A 16,182-nucleotide genomic window follows, 5' to 3' on the forward strand; every position below is an offset into this window, starting at 1 on the left:
GCACCCATAGCGGCAGTGCGCAAGGTGTTTATTTATATTTATCTGTGATGTACTTAAAGAGTAACATAAGAACAATAATAAGGTAAGAGAGGGTGTTGGCATAAATTGCACCATTTCTGATGGCGTTGTGAGGTGCATCCAATCGTTTCTTTAGATAAGCATACTCGATATACCAGGAAACAAGATAGTTGACCAAAATGGCGAAAGCTATGGCTAGATAGTAATACCATTCTGGTTCCTTCTGGTAGGTGTGTGGAATTTTATCATTTAATAAAGTAGACCATCTGGATGTATCAAACCAAAAGAACCCCAGTGTGGCTTTAGCCAATGTGGATGCTACGGAATTAGAAATATGATGCCAACTGATTCCTGTTGCATACGATGCCCATGTCAATAAAAGGCCCAGTGCATTGGATAAGGGAAGTCCAACAAAGGTGCTAAGCAAATTGGCACCAGCAACGGCTTTGAGCACTGTTTTGGAGGGGGCTTGGGTGTGTTTTTGAATAACGGCAGCTTCCGATATGATGAGTGGAATCAGTGCCAAAATCATGAATGGAAGCGTGTTAAAAATCATCGGAAACCCGCTGTTTGCGTATGCGACCGATGTGCTGCCAGCCAATGTTAAGAAAAAAAGTAATCTTTTCAAGATGTTCTTGGGTTTAATTTTTGAATCTTTAATTCTTTAGGTTAAGTATTTATTATTTATTAATCATTGAATTATTTTTTGTTGAATGTTCTTATCCAGAACCAAAATTCTAGGATAACGCCAAGAGCGAATAGCAGAAAGCTGCCGATCGAAGATCCAAAGCCTTGCGCCATCAATGCAGTAATAATTAATAGCCCTGTAAAAATATGATGCATGTGGGTAAAGATTGATGTTTGAATGGATGTGTGGTTTGGAGTGTTATGTATAAAATGTACTAATCTGAATATCGTATTTTTTAGCATTTAAGCCGGTTGAAAGCTTAGGTTAGGGTTGGTAGTGTATATAAAACCTTCTCATCATTGATCTTTGCGTAGTGGTTGCTGATGAGTAGATCATATACCTGCTCTGTGATTTCTGCGGGTGTATCTTTGCCCAGCTTGGATTGAATAGTGTTCTTTAGTGATTTTGTAGATTTAGGCCTTGAAGAATTTCTGTTGATTAAGTCGTTAACCACTAGTTTTAGATAAGAATCGATGGATTTTTGGGGGGTAGGTGTGGGTAGGGTGGTAGTAGATATTTCTGTAATTTTGGGCGTGAGAGCTTCGATAAAGCATGGCATTTCTTTGATTGAAGGTGAGCGAGTGCAAGAAATTTTGCGCGACTTGAGGTGCTGAATTAATGGATCAAAGCCGGTGTCTTTGGAAATGACATGAAAATAGGCTCTTGGATCGGTAATGGCTAAGTTTCCAAGATAATAGGCGATGTGAAAATCTAGTGCGTTGGTTCCCGATGTTTCCACAGTCACATAGCCAGACCTTGACCCCAATTGGTGCATTGCAAGTACAAAATCAACACGCAATTTTGTATTGGTGGGCCCAAGAAATACCATGACTCTAAAATGCTCTTCTGTGAGAAGATGCAAAGATTGTGCTTGGACGTTTTCGTAGTCAATTAGAACGTAATTAATACGCAAGGCGTTCTCCAAAACCTAATTGCCAATAAACCACAGCCATCGTAGCGGAGAGAGTGGGCTCAAACAATACACGCCGCAACTTTCCGAATCAAATCCTGCTTTGGTGCTGTTGGAGGGGAATCCAAGAATCTCTCAGATGCTTTGCCTTCTTGGGTGCTACCAAAGATCGGAGCCCCTCACCCGGTGCGCGGGAAGCCCCGCAGTTCAGTCCGGGGTTGAGAGCAGGGATTTGCAATCCATAATCTACGTCATGGACTGCACCAAAACCCTGCGTCTGCGCATCAAAGACAAGCACGCCAAAGTGCTGGCGTTGATGGCGCGTGAGGTTCATCAGGTCTGGAATTTTTGCAACGAAACCAGCCACCGCGCCATCCGTGAGCGCCACCAATGGCTCTCGGGCTACAACCTGCAAAAGCTAACCAACGGTTTCAGCAAGTGCGATGGCATACACATCGGTTCGCCCACCGTGCAGCAAGTGTGTGAAGACTACGCCAAGGCCCGCAAGCAGTTCAAAAAGGCCAAGCTGCGCTGGCGTGTCTCCAATCCCCAAAGCAGCAAATACAGCTTGGGCTGGATTCCTTTCAAAGCACGGGCCTTGCAGTACAAGGCAGGGCAAGTCGCCTTTGCCGGACAGAAATTGAGCCTCTGGGACAGCTACGGTCTGGCGGACTACGAGTTGCGCGCTGGCAGCTTCAGCCAAGATACACGCGGGCGCTGGTACTTGAATGTGGTGGTGAAGGTGCAAGTCCAAGCCAGCGCGGGCACAGCCAGCGTGGGGATGGACTTAGGTCTGAAAGAAGCGGCGGTCGCCTCGACTGGAGAGCGCATCGAGGGGCATTTTTACCGCAAGCTCGAATGCCAGTTGGGCATCGCACAGCGGGCACACAAAAAACAGCGGGTGCGGGCCATCCATGCAAAAATTGCCAACCAGCGGAAAGACCTGCTACACAAATTCAGCACTGCAATGGTGAAACAAAACGCTGCCATCTTCGTGGGCGACGTAGCCAGCAGCAAGCTGGTCAAAACCAAGATGGCCAAGTCCACGCTGGATGCGGGCTGGGCCATGCTCAAGACGATGTTGGAATACAAGAGCCATCAGGCCGGTGTCGTCTTTGAAGTAGTGAATGAAAGCTACACAACCCAGACTTGCTCGTGCTGCGGGGCCATCCCTGCCAGCAGTCCGAAAGGTAGAGCGGGTTTGCGAATAAGAGAGTGGAAGTGCAGCGATTGCGCAGCGGAACACGACCGCGATGTGAATGCAGCACGCAACATTCTCGCGGCGGGGCATCGCCGTCTAGCAGTAGGAATCCCCGTCCTTTAGGGCGAGGAGGATGTCAACCGGCAAATTCAGCAGGGTCTTGGTGCTCCACGCCCTGTCTACTTCCCTGCCGCCCAATAAGCCCGCGCTTTCTTCCAATGGGCTGAATCTAAGAGGTCATTCTGCCAAGGGTGTCATCTTGCCAAAGCACCCTATGGTGCAGAGCGCACCAGTGCTTCTGCTGGTTCTAGCAAGGCATTGGCCGCACGCAGTGCCGATTCGTCCAGTTGTCCAGCCAGAGCGGCCAGACGCAGGCTGTCGAGCAGCCAATCGGTGCGTGCTTGGGCCAGTGCCAAGCGGGCGCTGGCGGTGTCGTTCTCGGCGTTGAGCAAGTCCAGTGTGGTGCGGTGGCCCACTTCATGGCCGACCTGGGTGGCGTCGCGTCGCGACAAGCTGGCTTGCAGGGCTTCGTTCAGGGCTTGCACCCGCTCGTGGCCTGTGGCCAGCCCGAGCCAAGTGGCATGGACTTGTTGGGCTACATTGGCTTGGGTGCTGTCTACTTGGGCTTGGGCTTGCTCGAGTTGGCTGAGGGCTTGCGCTTGCTTGGCGCTGCGCCAGCCCCCCGTCCACAGTGGCAGCGTCAATTGCACGCCAATCAGCGCATTGCTGCCTTTGTTGCGTGCGTTGCCAAAGTCGCCGCTGCCGTGCAGCCGCTCTTGCCCAGCTTGGGCTACCAGATCCACACTGGCCGATGCACCAGGCTGGTACTGGCTGGCTTGGGCGCGCGCCAAGTCCACCCCTAGGCGCTGCATTTGCAACTCCAGGTTGCCGGTATTGGCTTGGGCCTGCCAAGTGGACTCATCCTGTGCGCCAGTGTTGGCGGTGGTGACGGGCAGTCGAGGTTGCAAGGCTTGGGGGGCCAAGCCGGTGTTGTCGGCCAGCCAACGGCGTTGCACGTCCAAACTGGTTTGGGCGGCCCACCGTTGGGCATGCAACGCTGCCAAGCGAGCGCGGGCCTCGCGGGTGTCGGTGATGGGGGCACTGCCCAAATCAAAGCGTTCTTGTACCTCGGCTGCTGCCTGTTGTACGGCAGTCAGTTGTTGGTCGAGCACGCGTACTGTCTCTTGCGCCAGGGCCAATGCCAGATAGTGCTGCGTGGTGCGCAAGATCAGTGCTTGCTGTGCCGCTTGCCATTGCAAGTCGGCTTGTTCAGCAGCCAGACGCAATTGTTGTTGCTGGGCTTTGCGCTGGGGGCTGTAAAGCGGCTGGTTGGCCTGAATGGCCCAACGGCTGGACGTGCCCCCCGTGACTGAGGTGCTGAAATCCACCCCGTTGGAGCGGTTCATGCCCGGCGCAGCAAACTGCGCGCCTTGGGTGTCGGTCTCGCTGCTGCCCACGCCTGCGGTGGCACTCAAGGTCACATTGGGCCGCCACAACGCCGTGGCTTGGTCACGCTGGGGCTGGGCGCTGGCATGGGCGGCCCGGGCCACAGCATGTTCACGGTCATGCGTTTGTGCTGCCTGCCATGCCTGAAGCAGATCGGTAGCGTGGGCATTGGGCAAACAGGTGGCCCATGCCGACAGGGCGAGCAAGGTGCATTGAAACGCTTGGCGCATGGTGTGTGTTATCTCCGGCGGGTAAAGCGGGCTTTGATCCAATAAACCACATTGGCGGCGTGTCGCGCCCAGCACGGGCACATCAGGCCGCTGCCGCTGTGCTGAACTCGTCAAAGGCCGCCGATGCCTTGGCGGCGTACATCAGCGAGGGGCCGCCGCCCATATACACCGCCATTGCCAGCACCTCGGCCAATTCGGCACGGGTGGCCCCCAGCTTGACCAATGCCTGCAAATGGAAGCCCACACATGGATCACAACGGGCTGCCACCGATAGCGCCACGGCTATCAGTTCTTTGGTTTTTTTATCCAAAGCACCCTCGGCAGAGGCCGACTTGCCCAGTGCATGGAAGGCTTGCAGCGTTTCGGGGATTTCAGTGCGCAGCTTGCCCAATTCGGCAGAGATGTCACGGGTCAAATCACGGTAAGAGTCCAGCATGGTCACACTCCAGAAGTTAGAAAAACACAAGCAAACGGGGTCAATCGGCTGCAGGGGCCGGTGCTGGGTGCAATGCGTCCAGCCGGTGGCGGTAGGCCACGTAATAGAGGATGGGAATGACCACCAGCGTGAGCAGGGTGGAGACGGCAATGCCAAAGATCAGCGAGATGGCCAAGCCGTTAAAAATAGGGTCGTCCAAAATAAAGAAGGCTCCGAGCATGGCCGCCAGCCCAGTGAGCACAATGGGCTGGGCACGGGTGATGGCCGATTGCACAATGGCCTGCTCAAAGGGCATGCCGCTGCGCACTTGCAGGTTGATAAAGTCCACCAGCAAAATGGAGTTGCGCACGATGATGCCCGCCAGCGCAATCATGCCAATCATGCTGGTGGCGGTGTATTGCGCTCCCAGCAGCGCATGGCCGGGCATGACGCCAATGATCGTTAGCGGGATGGGGGCCATGATGATGAGCGGCGTGAGGTAAGAGCCAAATTGCGCCACTACCAGCAGGTAAATCAAAATCAGTCCCACGCCATAAGCCGCACCCATATCGCGGAAGGTTTCGTAGGTGATTTGCCACTCGCCATCCCACTTCAGGGCATAGCCGCGCCAGGCGTCTTGGGGTTGGTGGATCAAGTATTCGGTCAGCGGGCCGCCATCGGGCATGGGCAGTTGGGCGATTTCGCTGCGCATGGTGAACATGCCGTAGAGCGGGCTGTCCACAGTGCCAGCCATATCGGCCACCACAAAATTCACGGGCAGCAAATCTTTGTGATAGATGGGTTGCTCGCGCACGGTGTCGCTCACCGTCACCAATTCACGAATTGGCACCAAGGCACCCGAGGCACTGCGCACCGTCAGTTGCAGCAGGGCTGCCAGATCGCCATGTTGTTCGGCGGGCAGTTGCAGCACAGCGGCGGTGGGGTATTTGCTTTCATCGTGCAGGTAGGTGGCAGCCTCGCCAGCCAGTCCGGCGCGCAGGGTGGTCACGATGGCTTGCTGTGGCACACCCAACAGGGCTGCTTTGCGCCTGTCCACCAATAGCAAGGTGCGTGGGGCCGAGGCAATACTGCTATCGTCCACGTCCACTACGCCGGGGGTTTTGGCAAACACGGCGCGCACGGCCTTGGCCACTTGGCGGCGGCCTGCTTCTTCGGGGCCGTAGATTTCTGCCACGATGGGGGCCAACACGGGGGGGCCGGGCGGTACTTCCACCACCTTGACGTTGGCGCCGTAGCGCAGGCCAATTTGCTGCAAAGCTGGGCGCACACGGGTGGCAATGGCGTGGCTTTGGTCTTTGCGCTGGTGCTTGTCCACCAAATTGACCTGGATGTCCCCTACTTCGCCGCCTGCACGCAGGTAATACTGGCGCACCAACCCATTGAAGTTGATGGGGGCAGCGGTGCCCGCATAGGCTTGGTAGTGCGTGACTTCGGGCACGGTGGCCAAATGGGCACCCAACTCGTGCAGCACGGCAGCGGTTTGCTCTACCGGCGTACCGGCGGGCATGTCTACCACCACTTGGAATTCGGATTTGTTGTCAAACGGCAGCATCTTGAGCAGCACCAGCCCAGCCACTGGCAGTGCTACCGACAGCACAATCAGCCCCGCAATGCCCAGCCCCAGCAGAGCGCGGTGGCGCGAGCCACGGTTTTTATCCAGCAGTGGCGTAAAGATGCGGGTAAACAGTGGTGTGATCTGGCCTGCCAGCCCGTGGTTTTGTGCGGGGGCGGTGCTGTCGTGCGCGGGTATGGCCTTCATCCACAAACGGGCTAACCACGGCGTCACCACAAAGGCAATGGCCAGTGACAGCAACATGCCCATGCTGGCATTGATGGGGATGGGGCTCATGTACGGCCCCATCAACCCAGACACAAACGCCATTGGCAGCAACGCAGCAATCACCGTGAGCGTCGCCAAAATAGTGGGGCCGCCCACTTCATCTACCGCACCAGGAATGATCTGCGCCAGCGTTTTGCCAGGGTACAGCTGTTGGTGGCGGTGGATGTTTTCTACCACCACGATGGCATCGTCCACCAAAATGCCAATGGAAAAAATCAGCGCAAACAACGACACCCGATTGAGCGTAAAGCCCCAAGCCCAAGAGGCAAACAGCGTGACGGTGAGCGTCAGCACCACTGCCGTGCCCACAATCGCCGCCTCACGCTTGCCCAGTGCAATGAACACCAGCGCCACCACCGAGGCGGTGGCAAACAGCAGTTTCTGAATCAGCTTTTGCGCTTTGTCGTTGGCAGTAGCGCCATAGTTGCGCGTCTCGGTGATGTGGACGTCTGCCGGAATCACCGTGTTTTTGAGCAGTGCCACCCGTTCTAGCACGGCATTGGCTACGTCGATGGCGTTTTCCCCCGGCTTTTTGGTGATGCTGAGGGTGATGGCAGGGGATGTGGTGGCGTCTTTACCCGCCGTGCCATGCCAAACATAGCGGCTTGGGGGCAAGGGGCCATCGCGCACATTGGCAACTTCGCGCAAAAACACTGGCTTGCCACTGCGCACGCCCACCACCAGTTCGGCCACCTCGTCGGCACTGCGCAAGAAGGGGCCAGACTCGATGCTCACGGCTTGGTTGCCGCCCAGCAGTTCACCCACGGGTAGGCCCAGATTGGCCGATTGCAGAGCACGGCGCAGGTCATCCACCGTCACGCCGCTGCTGCGCATGCGGGCGGTGTCTAGCTCTACCAACACAGCACGGCCCGGGCCGCCCACCGTGCTCACTTCGCGTGTGCCGGGCACACGCTTGAGATCAGCCTCGATGCTGTGGGCCACCCGCTCCAGATCGAAGGGGCCTGCATCGGTGCGCGGGCTGTGCAGTGTGAGGGTGACGATGGGCACATCGTCAATGCCCTTGGGTTTGATGATGGGCGCCAACGTGCCCAAGCCCGCTGGCAGCCAGTCGGCATGGGAGTGTACGGTGTCGTATAAGCGCACCAGCGCCTCGGTGCGTGGTACACCCACCTTGAATTGCACGGTCAGAATAGCCAAGCCGGGGCGTGAGAGCGACATCACATGTTCAGTGCCAGTGATTTGCGACAACACCTGTTCTGCCGGGATGGCGACCATCTGTTCCACATCGCGCACGCTGGCACCCGGAAATGGCACCAACACATTAGCCATCGTGACATTGATCTGTGGCTCTTCCTCGCGTGGCGTGACCAGTACGGCAAAAACGCCCAGCAGCAGCGCCAACAGCGCCAGCAGGGGTGTGATTTGTGCGCTCTGGAAAAAACCGGCAATGCGGCCCGAAACGCCCAAGGCGTGTTTCTCAGTGGACTGGCTCATGGTGGTGGCCTCACTGTGCTGGCGCACGGCTGGCCGCTGCCGGGTCGGTGATGACGTTTTCGCCAGCCGTCAGGCCGCTCAGCACCTCTACCCTATCGCCGCTGGTGCGGCCTAGCCGCACTTGGCGCAAGCGGGGTTGGCCGCCCTCGCCTTGCACATAAATACCTGTCATTTCGGCGCGGCGCACCACCGCTTGGAGTGGCACAGAAACGGTGCCCGGACGGGCAACGGCAGCGGCAGCCCGGTCTGCCAGAGGCAACCAGAGGCGGGCAAACTGGCCCGGCACCACGCCTGCAAGGCCCGTGGGCAAATCAGCCCGGATTTGTACGGTGTGTGTGCCCGCATCTACCGTGGGCAACACTTGCACCCGTAGCGGTTGCGGCCATTGGGCTGTACCGACCACGCCAGGGAGTTCTACCTGTATGCCCGAGGCTATTTCGGGCTGCACTACCGACTGTGGCAGCGCCGCCGTGACGCGCAAGGCATTGGGGTCGTACAGGGTGAGCAGTGGCTTGCCGGGCATGGCCATATCGCCCAACACCACCGGCACCTCAGCGATGACGCCTGCATAAGGTGCGCGCACCGTGTGCAGCCCACTTTGGGTGCGGGCGGCTCCCGCCTGGGCCATTTGTGCAGTCACTTGTGCCTTGTTGGCCTTGAATTGTGCTTGGGCCTGCTCTAAAGCGGCTTGGCTGATATATTTTTTCTGGTGCAGCTGTTGCTGGCGCTGGTACTCGCGCGTGGCTACCTCCAGCGCCGCTTGGGCTGCCTGCACTTGGGCATCGACGGCAGCGGCATTTTGGTCGGCTGTGCGGGCATCCAAGCGCAACAGTAGCTGCCCAGCCTGCACCCGCTGGCCTGCCTTGACGGCCAGCTCGACCACCGCACCGGGCACCTGTGCCGCTACGACTGTCTGGCGCACAGCCTCTACGGTGCCATCAAAGCTCGTGCGGCCAGGAGTGCCTGCCGCTTGGGCGGGCACCGCTGCCAGATTGGCGGCAAGCACAACATTGGCCCCGCCAGACAGCAGCACAGCCAAGAACAGCGCAAGGAGACGAATTTTCAGCATGGGCAGCAGCGATAGGCAGGGGAAGACATAGCAGCTATTATTTGCATAAGTAGTTAAATAGTCAAATAGTTGATGAACAACGACCCCTGCCGCCACTACAGTGCGTGCTGCGTGGGTTTTTTCTCCTTTTTTCTTCTGGCTTCACAATCTATGAACCGCAACCTGTGGCTACTGGCCTTGTGCCAAGGCCTTTTTCTGACCAATAACGTGGTCTTTATCGCCATCAATGGCTTGGTGGGTCTGCAATTGGCCCCCTATGGTTGGATGGCTACGCTGCCCGTGATGGGCTATGTGGTGGGGGGCGCACTATCGACCGGGTTGGTGGCGCGCAGCCAGCGGCGCTGGGGGCGGCAGGTGTCGTTTCAGATAGGGCTGGCGGTGGCGCTGGTCTGTGCTTTGTGGTGTGCTTGGGCCGTACACAGCGGCCAGTTCATCGGGCTTTGTTTAGGCACGATGGTGGCGGGTTACTACAGTGCCAATGGCCAGCTTTATCGTTTTGCGGCGGCAGAATTGGCTGCACCCAGTTTTCGGGAAAAAGCGGTGTCGTTGGTGTTGGCTGGGGGCTTGCTGGGGGCGGTGGCTGGCCCTTATCTGGCCAACCACACGCGCAACAGCTTAGAGGCACCGTTTGTGGCTACTTACCTGGCATTGGTTGGTGTGGCTCTGTTGTCTATGGCTTGCATGGCTGCCATCCGTTTTGAGGCCATCACTTCTGCTGCTGCCAGCCAAGCCGGGCCGGGGCGGCCTTTGGCACAGCTGCTACGCCAGCCCGCTTTTGTGGTGGCTATGCTAGGGTCGGCATTGGGCTATGGTGTGATGAACCTGCTCATGGCCGCTACCCCGCTGGCTATGCAGGTGTGCGGTTATGCCTTTGACGAAGCGGCCTTCGTACTGCAATGGCATGTGGTGGGGATGTTTGCTCCTGGGTTTTTTACCGGCCACTTGATTCGGCGTTGGGGGGTGCTGCCGGTGATGGGGGTGGGGGTGTTGCTCAATCTGCTGTGTGTGTTGGTGGCGCTGTCGGGGCAAGAGGTGGCGCAGTTCACGGTTGCATTGTTTTTGCTCGGTGTGGGTTGGAATTTTCTGTTTACCGGCAGCACGACCTTGGCCTTGCAAGCCTATCGCCCCGAAGAAAAAGACCGCGCTCAGGCGGCCATTAATTTTGCAGTGTTTGCCACTATGGCACTTACCTCTTTTGCTTCTGGCGCCTTGGTGACTACCCAAGGCTGGTGGTGGTTGAACCTCGGCTCTTTGTTCCCCATCGCTATCACGGGGGCCGCCCTTCTGTGGTTGGCCCTACACCAACGCCGGGTTGCAGGGAATAGGCCACACTAGCGTTTTGTTTTCCACAGGAGATCCACATGGGTTTGCTCGATTCCGTACTCGGCGCAGTCATCAACAGCGCCACGCAGAACCAGACTGCCGGCAACGGTTCAGCGGGCGGTTGGGAGAGTTTGCTCGGTATGGCCGCCAACAACCCCCAACTGGTGCAGGTGGTGGTGGATTTGCTGGGCCAGCAAAGCCCGGTGGGAGGTTTGCCGGGGTTGTTGGCCCGTTTTCAGCAGGCTGGGCTGGGCGATGCAGTGGCTTCGTGGCTGAGCAACGGCCCCAATGCTGCCCTGTCTGGGGAGCAGTTGGGCCGGGTATTGGGCGAAGGGCCATTGGCCCAAATTGCAGCCCAACTGGGGGTGGGTCAAGGCGAGGCCGCCGGGCAACTATCGCAACTGCTGCCGGGGCTGATCGACCGGCTCACACCCAATGGGCAGTTGCCTGCTGGTGTGCCAGGCGCAGCACCCGAGCTCGAGCTGCTCGGGATGCTGGGAGAACTGTTCAAGCCCCGGAGTTAAGTGCGACTAACCGGCAGCGGCCAAGGCTGCCCGGCACATATCGGCCAGTAACAGGCTGGTTTGTTCCTCGCCTTGGGCTTGGGCATTGGCGGCCATCAACTCCAAGTCCGCTGCAAAGGCGGCTTGTCTATCCGCTGGTAACTGGCGCACTGCGGCAAACACGACCGCTCCTAGAACATTGACAATCGCTGTCAACGTTTCAGGGGTTGCGGAAAGTGGCGATTCTGCGCTGCTCATGCGATAAATTCTAGCCCGTTGGCCGCCAATCCAACCAGGTTCACATGGCTCTGATTGGCCGGTAGTGACGCTACGGTGGCTAAAAACTCAGCTTGGGTGTATGCGCCACTGTCCATCAGCCCTGTCCATTGGCTCACAGTGGTCGTGTCTGTGGGGTTGCCCATCACATTGCGGTAAAGCAGCTGGGCCAAGGCCCCATTGGAGGCACCGCCGGCAAAATCGCGCATGATTCCTGCATCTACCAGCACCGATGCTGCATCGGCCAAGCTGCGCCCCGTATCAAAGTAGTCCAGCAGCGCCCCAAGCAGGGGGCGGTTGTCCAGCCATTCCACCCCCAGTGCTGCTCCCACTATCAGGGCGGTTTTGCCGCCAGATTGGCTGACATCCATATCCAAAGCCAAATTGATATCGGCAAAGTTGAGCCGCTCCACTGACACCAAGGTGTCTATGCCATCGAGCTCTAAGTAGTCTGCCAGTGTCCAGCGGTTGGCACTGCCGGCCAAGCTGTATTCACTGCGTGTGCCTGCATACCAGGCCCAATCGATGCCATCACCACCATCAATCAGGTCATTGCCAGCACCACCTTCTATCCAATCGTTGCCCCCCAAGCCGTAGATTTGTGAGCTGCCTCCCTCGTCAATCAGCACATCCGCCAGTGCAGTGCCTTGCAGCACGCCCTGTCCACCTGTGGTGGCACGCAATGTATAAGAGCCGTTGCCTGTGGCGTAGTCGGTCACGCCGAGGTAATAGGTGCCGCTGGTAGAGGCGGTGAACGTGATTTGGGCATTGCCGTTGCCGCCGCTCTCGTCGTCAAAACCGAGTTTGGTCAGGTCAGGCCCATACAGCAGCAGGTAAGGATCGTTCAGGCCGGTGCTGCCTGAGCGCGACAGGGCAAAGGTGTAGGTGGTACCGGCGGTGAGCGCCACTTTGAACAGGTCTGCATCGTCGGCGGTACCGATGGTGCCGGAGATGGCACTCCCATTGACCACCACCTCACCCGTAGTGGCGGTAGACCACGGGTAATCGTCCTGTGCCGTCATGGCACTGAGTTGGTAGGTGCCGGTGCCTGTGTCGTAGTCCATGGCCCCCAGGTAGTAGGTGCCGCTGGTGCTGGCCGAGAACGTGATTTGGGCATTGCCGTTACCGCCGCTCTCGTCGTCAAAACTGAGCTTGGTCAGATCAGGCCCATACAGCAGCAGGTAAGGATCGGCCAAACCGGCGCTGCCCGAGCGCGACAGGGCAAAGGTGTAGGTGGTGCCAGCAGTGAGATCCACTTTGAACAGATCTGCATCACCCACTGTGTTGATATGGCCGGAACTGTTAGCCCCATTGACCACCACTTCACCCGTAGTTGCCGTAGACCACGGGTAATCGTCTTGCGAGGTCGCAGCACTGAGCCGGTAAGTGCCGGTGCCTGTGTCGTAGTCCCAAACGGCCAAGTAGTACAGGCCGGTGGTGCTGGCGGTATGGGTAATGGAGGCATTGCCATCACCTGCACTGTCGTCGTCGTAGGTGATCAGCTCCACATCGGTGCTGTAGAGTTGCAAATAGGGGTCTGTCAGCCCGCCCGCAGTGCGTGTCAGCGTAAATGTGTAACTGGTACCGGCCGTGAGGTAGACCTTGAACAAATCCGCATCGTCTTGGAAGTTGATATTGCCTTCGGTGGCTGCCCCATTGAGTGTGACCACCCCGGTGGTGTTGGTGGAGTTGCTGTAGTCGTCGTTGAGTGCCGACACCGCGGTGCTGAAGTTCCAAGCGGTGCTGCCCGTCAGGCCCGTAAACGCATTGCCCGCCAAGTCTTTTAGCACCCCAGATGCCATTTGCACATAGTAGGTGGCACCAGCGGCCAAGTCTGCCGCTGGGTTGATGGTGACGGTGTGGCCCGAGACCGAGACCTGCGTGGTGTCTGTGATGGCAATGATCTGCGCCACGCTGCCGTTGGCGTTGTGGATCACCAGATCGCCGCTGCCAGCCTGTACAGCCTCAGAGAAAGTCAAAACCAAGTTGGCACCGGCTGCCACGGCGGTGGCGTTGTCGGCGGGGGTTCGGCTCAGCAACGTTGGGGCAGTGTTGTCTTCGTGCTCAAACAACTCGTTGGCTGGGCGCAGCACATCACTGAACTGAAAATACTCTACATTCGAGAAAATGTTGATGTCTGTGGCCGCACCTGCAATGGTGTAGAGATTGCGCACTGCATCGTAATCAAAGGTGTAGTTGGCCAATGCGCCTGTCAGTATGGCGATGTCACTGCCGCCCCCACCATCGATGGTGTCATTGCCTGCGCCGCCAATCAGCACATCATCACCTTCACCACCATTGATCACATCGTCGCCAGCCCCGGCATCGATGCGGTTGGCTACGGCATTGCCGGTGATGCGATCATGACCACTGCCCGTGATGGCGTTTTCAATCACGCAGTTGGCCGCAATCGCCAAGTTGTTGCTCATGTCGTTGCACGACGAGTAGACTCCGTCTACCAGCGACAAGTTGGAGGCGCTTGCAAAGCCGCTCAGGTTGAGCGTGTCATGACCGGCGGAGTCAAAAATAGTAAGAATGGGGTGCCGGTTGAGGCTGAAATCGTACACATTGGCAGATGTGCCCGTGATGTTGCTCGCAAAACCATAGATGGTGTCATCGGTGCGCGTGGTGGTGGATGCGCCATAGATGCGTTGGATGACGGACACATCGTTGAGCATCGGCGTTTGGGGCGAGTAGTACTCACCATCCGAGGCCTGCCAGTCCGCTTGTGCCACCTCATTAGACCGCTGCGACGAGGAGCCATAAGGCCCAAAGTAAGACATGACCGACAAAACGGTGGAGTCTTGAAACGAGGAGGGTGTGAAGGCGCCCTCGCCGTTGTAATCCCCCATGTGGTTGAGCCCGAGTGCATGGCCGATTTCGTGGATCAGCGTCAGAAAACCGTAGCTGCTGATGTCCGGTGCAGTCAGTGTAGGCTCGGCACCATTGAACCAAATGCTGCCCGTTGTGGGGTAGTAGGCGTGCGCATAACCGATGTTGGAGCGCGTATAGGCAAATTCGATGTTGGAGCCGGTGGCGGTGGTCTGCCGAAAATTGGGGGCAATCAAATCGTCCCAGGTTTGCAGGGCTTGTGCCATCAACGCTTGTTGATCAGCACTGGCCATCCGGAACAAGGCTTCTTCTCCCTGAGAGTAAGCGCCGCTGGGGCTGGAGGGAAAAGCATAGGTGATGACACCGCCCGTCCACTGGTGGCCCGAATTCAGTTGGGCATAGACCTGATCGAATGTCCAGTAGGGAGTAGCCATGAGAATCGCTCCGTATCTGCCCCAATTTGGCGGGTGTGTGAAACGATTCTATCGCCGCACAGACAATGCGGGCGTAGATTTGAACCTGTAGCCCAGCCCAAAAAAATAGCGGGAGGTTCACCAGTGCGCGGGAAGCCTCGGGGTTCAGCCCGCGGTCGAGAGCGCGGACGCCGTAGGCGTCCTCATGGGGCGTTTGCTGCTCTTGGATGGATTGTTTAAAAATACCAATCGGCGCACCTGCGCAACTTGAGGCAAAGTAGGAGGGCGACCATAGACCCCCCTGCGTTTAAGCATAATGCACAGCATGGATTGCACCAAAACCCTGCGTCTGCGCATCAAAGACAAGCATGCCAAAGTGCTGTCTGCGATGGCGCGTGAGGTCAATCAGGTCTGGAACTTCTGCAATGAAACCAGCCACCGCGCCATCCGTGAGCGCCACCAGTGGCTTTCGGGCTACGACCTGCAAAAGCTGACCAACGGTTTCAGCAAGTGCGATGGGGTACACATCGGCTCGCCCACCGTGCAGCAAGTGTGTGAAGACTACGCCAAGGCCCGCAGGCAGTTCAAAAAAGCCCAGCTGCGCTGGCGTGTCTCCAATCCCCAGAGCAGCAAATACAGCTTGGGCTGGATTCCTTTCAAAGCGCGGGCCTTGCAGTACAAGGCAGGGCAAGTCGCCTTTGCCGGACAGAAATTGAGCCTTTGGGATAGTTACGGCTTGGCAGACTATGAGCTACGTTCTGGCAGTTTTAGTCAGGACAACCGGGGGCGTTGGCATCTCAATATCGTAGTCAAGGCACAAGCTAATCCTACAACGGCAACGGCAACGGCAACGGCAACGGCAACGGCAACGGCAACGGCAACGGCAACGGCAACGGCAACGGCAACGGCAACGGCAACGGCCAGTGTGGGTATCGACTTGGGCTTGAAAGACTGTGCCACGGCGTCAAACGAAAAAAAAGAGCATGGCCGCTGGTATCGCCAACATGAATTGGAACTGGCTAAAGCACAACGGGCGCATAAAAAGCACCGGGTCAAAGCCATCCACGCAAAAATTGCCCATCAGCGCCAAGATGCGCTGCACAAATTCAGCACCACGATGGTGCGAGAAAACGCCGCCATCTTCGTGGGCGACGTAGCCAGCGCAAAGCTGGTTAAAACCAAGATGGCCAAGTCCACACTGGATGCGGGCTGGACCACGCTCAAGACGATGTTGGAATACAAGAGCCATCAGGCCGGTATCGTCTTTATGGAAGTGAACGAAGCGTATTCAACCCAAACTTGCTCGTGCTGCGGGAGCATACCCGCCAGCAGTCCGAAAGGTAGGGCGGGTTTGCGAATAAGGGAATGGACGTGCAGCGACTGCGCAGCGGTACACGACCGCGACGTGAATGCAGCACGCAACATTCTCGCGGCGGGGCATCGCCGTCTAGCAGTAGGAATCTCCGGGGTTTAGCCCGGAGAGGATGTCAATCCCGCTAACGCATGGTTGCCACGGCACTACCGGCATGGTGTGCCGGTAGT

12 protein-coding genes and 1 pseudogene are annotated in these 16,182 nt (G+C 57.5%); 4 read left to right on the forward strand and 9 right to left on the reverse strand.

What is annotated here, in order from left to right:
* Positions 1 to 28: 28 nt before the first annotated feature.
* Complete coding sequence (locus ACYVB2_RS08500) at positions 29 to 550, reverse strand: hypothetical protein (RefSeq protein ID WP_460536122.1); 522 nt, start codon at positions 548 to 550, stop codon at positions 29 to 31.
* A 415-nt stretch (positions 551 to 965) separates the two neighbouring features.
* Positions 966 to 1,619, reverse strand: a complete 654-nt coding sequence (locus ACYVB2_RS08505) for a PIN domain-containing protein (protein ID WP_382431959.1) — start codon at positions 1,617 to 1,619, stop codon at positions 966 to 968.
* A 250-nt stretch (positions 1,620 to 1,869) separates the two neighbouring features.
* Here ACYVB2_RS08505 and ACYVB2_RS08510 point away from each other — a divergent pair, with 250 nt between their 5' ends.
* Positions 1,870 to 2,940, forward strand: a complete 1,071-nt coding sequence (locus ACYVB2_RS08510) for an RNA-guided endonuclease InsQ/TnpB family protein (RefSeq protein ID WP_460536126.1) — start codon at positions 1,870 to 1,872, stop codon at positions 2,938 to 2,940.
* A 149-nt stretch (positions 2,941 to 3,089) separates the two neighbouring features.
* Here ACYVB2_RS08510 and ACYVB2_RS08515 read toward each other — a convergent pair whose 3' ends face one another.
* From ACYVB2_RS08515 to ACYVB2_RS08530, 4 genes are all read right to left on the reverse strand, one after another.
* On the reverse strand, positions 3,090 to 4,493 hold the full coding sequence (locus ACYVB2_RS08515) for a TolC family protein (RefSeq protein WP_382431955.1): 1,404 nt from the start codon (positions 4,491 to 4,493) through the stop codon (positions 3,090 to 3,092).
* 82 nt (positions 4,494 to 4,575) lie between these two features.
* Positions 4,576 to 4,935, reverse strand: coding sequence for a carboxymuconolactone decarboxylase family protein (locus tag ACYVB2_RS08520; RefSeq protein WP_460536223.1), 360 nt, complete (start codon positions 4,933 to 4,935; stop codon positions 4,576 to 4,578).
* A gap of 34 nt (positions 4,936 to 4,969) precedes the next feature.
* Positions 4,970 to 8,224 carry an efflux RND transporter permease subunit gene (locus ACYVB2_RS08525; RefSeq protein WP_382431951.1) on the reverse strand — a complete coding sequence of 1,085 codons (3,255 nt, stop codon included), beginning with the start codon at positions 8,222 to 8,224 and terminating at the stop codon, positions 4,970 to 4,972.
* Positions 8,225 to 8,234: 10 nt separating this feature from the next.
* The gene (locus tag ACYVB2_RS08530; RefSeq protein ID WP_382431949.1) at positions 8,235 to 9,293 is read right to left on the reverse strand and encodes an efflux RND transporter periplasmic adaptor subunit; all 1,059 of its coding nucleotides are present in this window, start codon (positions 9,291 to 9,293) and stop codon (positions 8,235 to 8,237) included.
* A 150-nt stretch (positions 9,294 to 9,443) separates the two neighbouring features.
* Here ACYVB2_RS08530 and ACYVB2_RS08535 point away from each other — a divergent pair, with 150 nt between their 5' ends.
* The gene (locus ACYVB2_RS08535) at positions 9,444 to 10,628 is read left to right on the forward strand and encodes an MFS transporter (RefSeq protein WP_382431947.1); all 1,185 of its coding nucleotides are present in this window, start codon (positions 9,444 to 9,446) and stop codon (positions 10,626 to 10,628) included.
* A gap of 26 nt (positions 10,629 to 10,654) precedes the next feature.
* The gene (locus ACYVB2_RS08540; protein ID WP_382431945.1) at positions 10,655 to 11,140 is read left to right on the forward strand and encodes a YidB family protein; all 486 of its coding nucleotides are present in this window, start codon (positions 10,655 to 10,657) and stop codon (positions 11,138 to 11,140) included.
* Between the two features lie 6 nt (positions 11,141 to 11,146).
* Here the strand turns inward: ACYVB2_RS08540 and ACYVB2_RS08545 are convergent, their stop codons facing one another.
* From ACYVB2_RS08545 to ACYVB2_RS08555, 3 genes and pseudogenes are all read right to left on the reverse strand, one after another.
* Complete coding sequence (locus ACYVB2_RS08545) at positions 11,147 to 11,377, reverse strand: hypothetical protein (protein WP_382431943.1); 231 nt, start codon at positions 11,375 to 11,377, stop codon at positions 11,147 to 11,149.
* Positions 11,374 to 14,661, reverse strand: coding sequence for an Ig-like domain-containing protein (locus ACYVB2_RS08550; RefSeq protein WP_382431941.1), 3,288 nt, complete (start codon positions 14,659 to 14,661; stop codon positions 11,374 to 11,376). Before ACYVB2_RS08550 ends, ACYVB2_RS08545 begins: the two co-directional genes overlap by 4 nt.
* A 184-nt stretch (positions 14,662 to 14,845) precedes the next feature.
* Positions 14,846 to 14,944, reverse strand: a pseudogene (locus ACYVB2_RS08555) (IS200/IS605 family transposase); the annotation flags it as partial.
* Positions 14,945 to 14,965: 21 nt separating this feature from the next.
* Between ACYVB2_RS08555 and ACYVB2_RS08560 the strand changes: the two are divergent.
* The gene (locus ACYVB2_RS08560) at positions 14,966 to 16,114 is read left to right on the forward strand and encodes an RNA-guided endonuclease InsQ/TnpB family protein (protein WP_460536135.1); all 1,149 of its coding nucleotides are present in this window, start codon (positions 14,966 to 14,968) and stop codon (positions 16,112 to 16,114) included.
* Positions 16,115 to 16,182: the final 68 nt, after the last annotated feature.

Source organism: Giesbergeria giesbergeri, from assembly GCF_054779375.1.

What these genes read in the sequence shown, in the direction of transcription:
- ACYVB2_RS08560 (WP_460536135.1), top strand. Translation starts at nt 14,966, where the DNA reads ATGGATTGCACCAAAACCCTGCGTCTGCGCATCAAAGACAAGCATGCC.
- ACYVB2_RS08510 (WP_460536126.1), top strand. Translation starts at nt 1,870, where the DNA reads ATGGACTGCACCAAAACCCTGCGTCTGCGCATCAAAGACAAGCACGCC.
- ACYVB2_RS08545 (WP_382431943.1), bottom strand. Translation starts at nt 11,377, where the DNA reads ATGAGCAGCGCAGAATCGCCACTTTCCGCAACCCCTGAAACGTTGACA.
- ACYVB2_RS08530 (WP_382431949.1), bottom strand. Translation starts at nt 9,293, where the DNA reads ATGCTGAAAATTCGTCTCCTTGCGCTGTTCTTGGCTGTGCTGCTGTCT.
- ACYVB2_RS08500 (WP_460536122.1), bottom strand. Translation starts at nt 550, where the DNA reads ATGATTTTGGCACTGATTCCACTCATCATATCGGAAGCTGCCGTTATT.
- ACYVB2_RS08535 (WP_382431947.1), top strand. Translation starts at nt 9,444, where the DNA reads ATGAACCGCAACCTGTGGCTACTGGCCTTGTGCCAAGGCCTTTTTCTG.
- ACYVB2_RS08540 (WP_382431945.1), top strand. Translation starts at nt 10,655, where the DNA reads ATGGGTTTGCTCGATTCCGTACTCGGCGCAGTCATCAACAGCGCCACG.
- ACYVB2_RS08525 (WP_382431951.1), bottom strand. Translation starts at nt 8,224, where the DNA reads ATGAGCCAGTCCACTGAGAAACACGCCTTGGGCGTTTCGGGCCGCATT.
- ACYVB2_RS08515 (WP_382431955.1), bottom strand. Translation starts at nt 4,493, where the DNA reads ATGCGCCAAGCGTTTCAATGCACCTTGCTCGCCCTGTCGGCATGGGCC.
- ACYVB2_RS08550 (WP_382431941.1), bottom strand. Translation starts at nt 14,661, where the DNA reads ATGGCTACTCCCTACTGGACATTCGATCAGGTCTATGCCCAACTGAAT.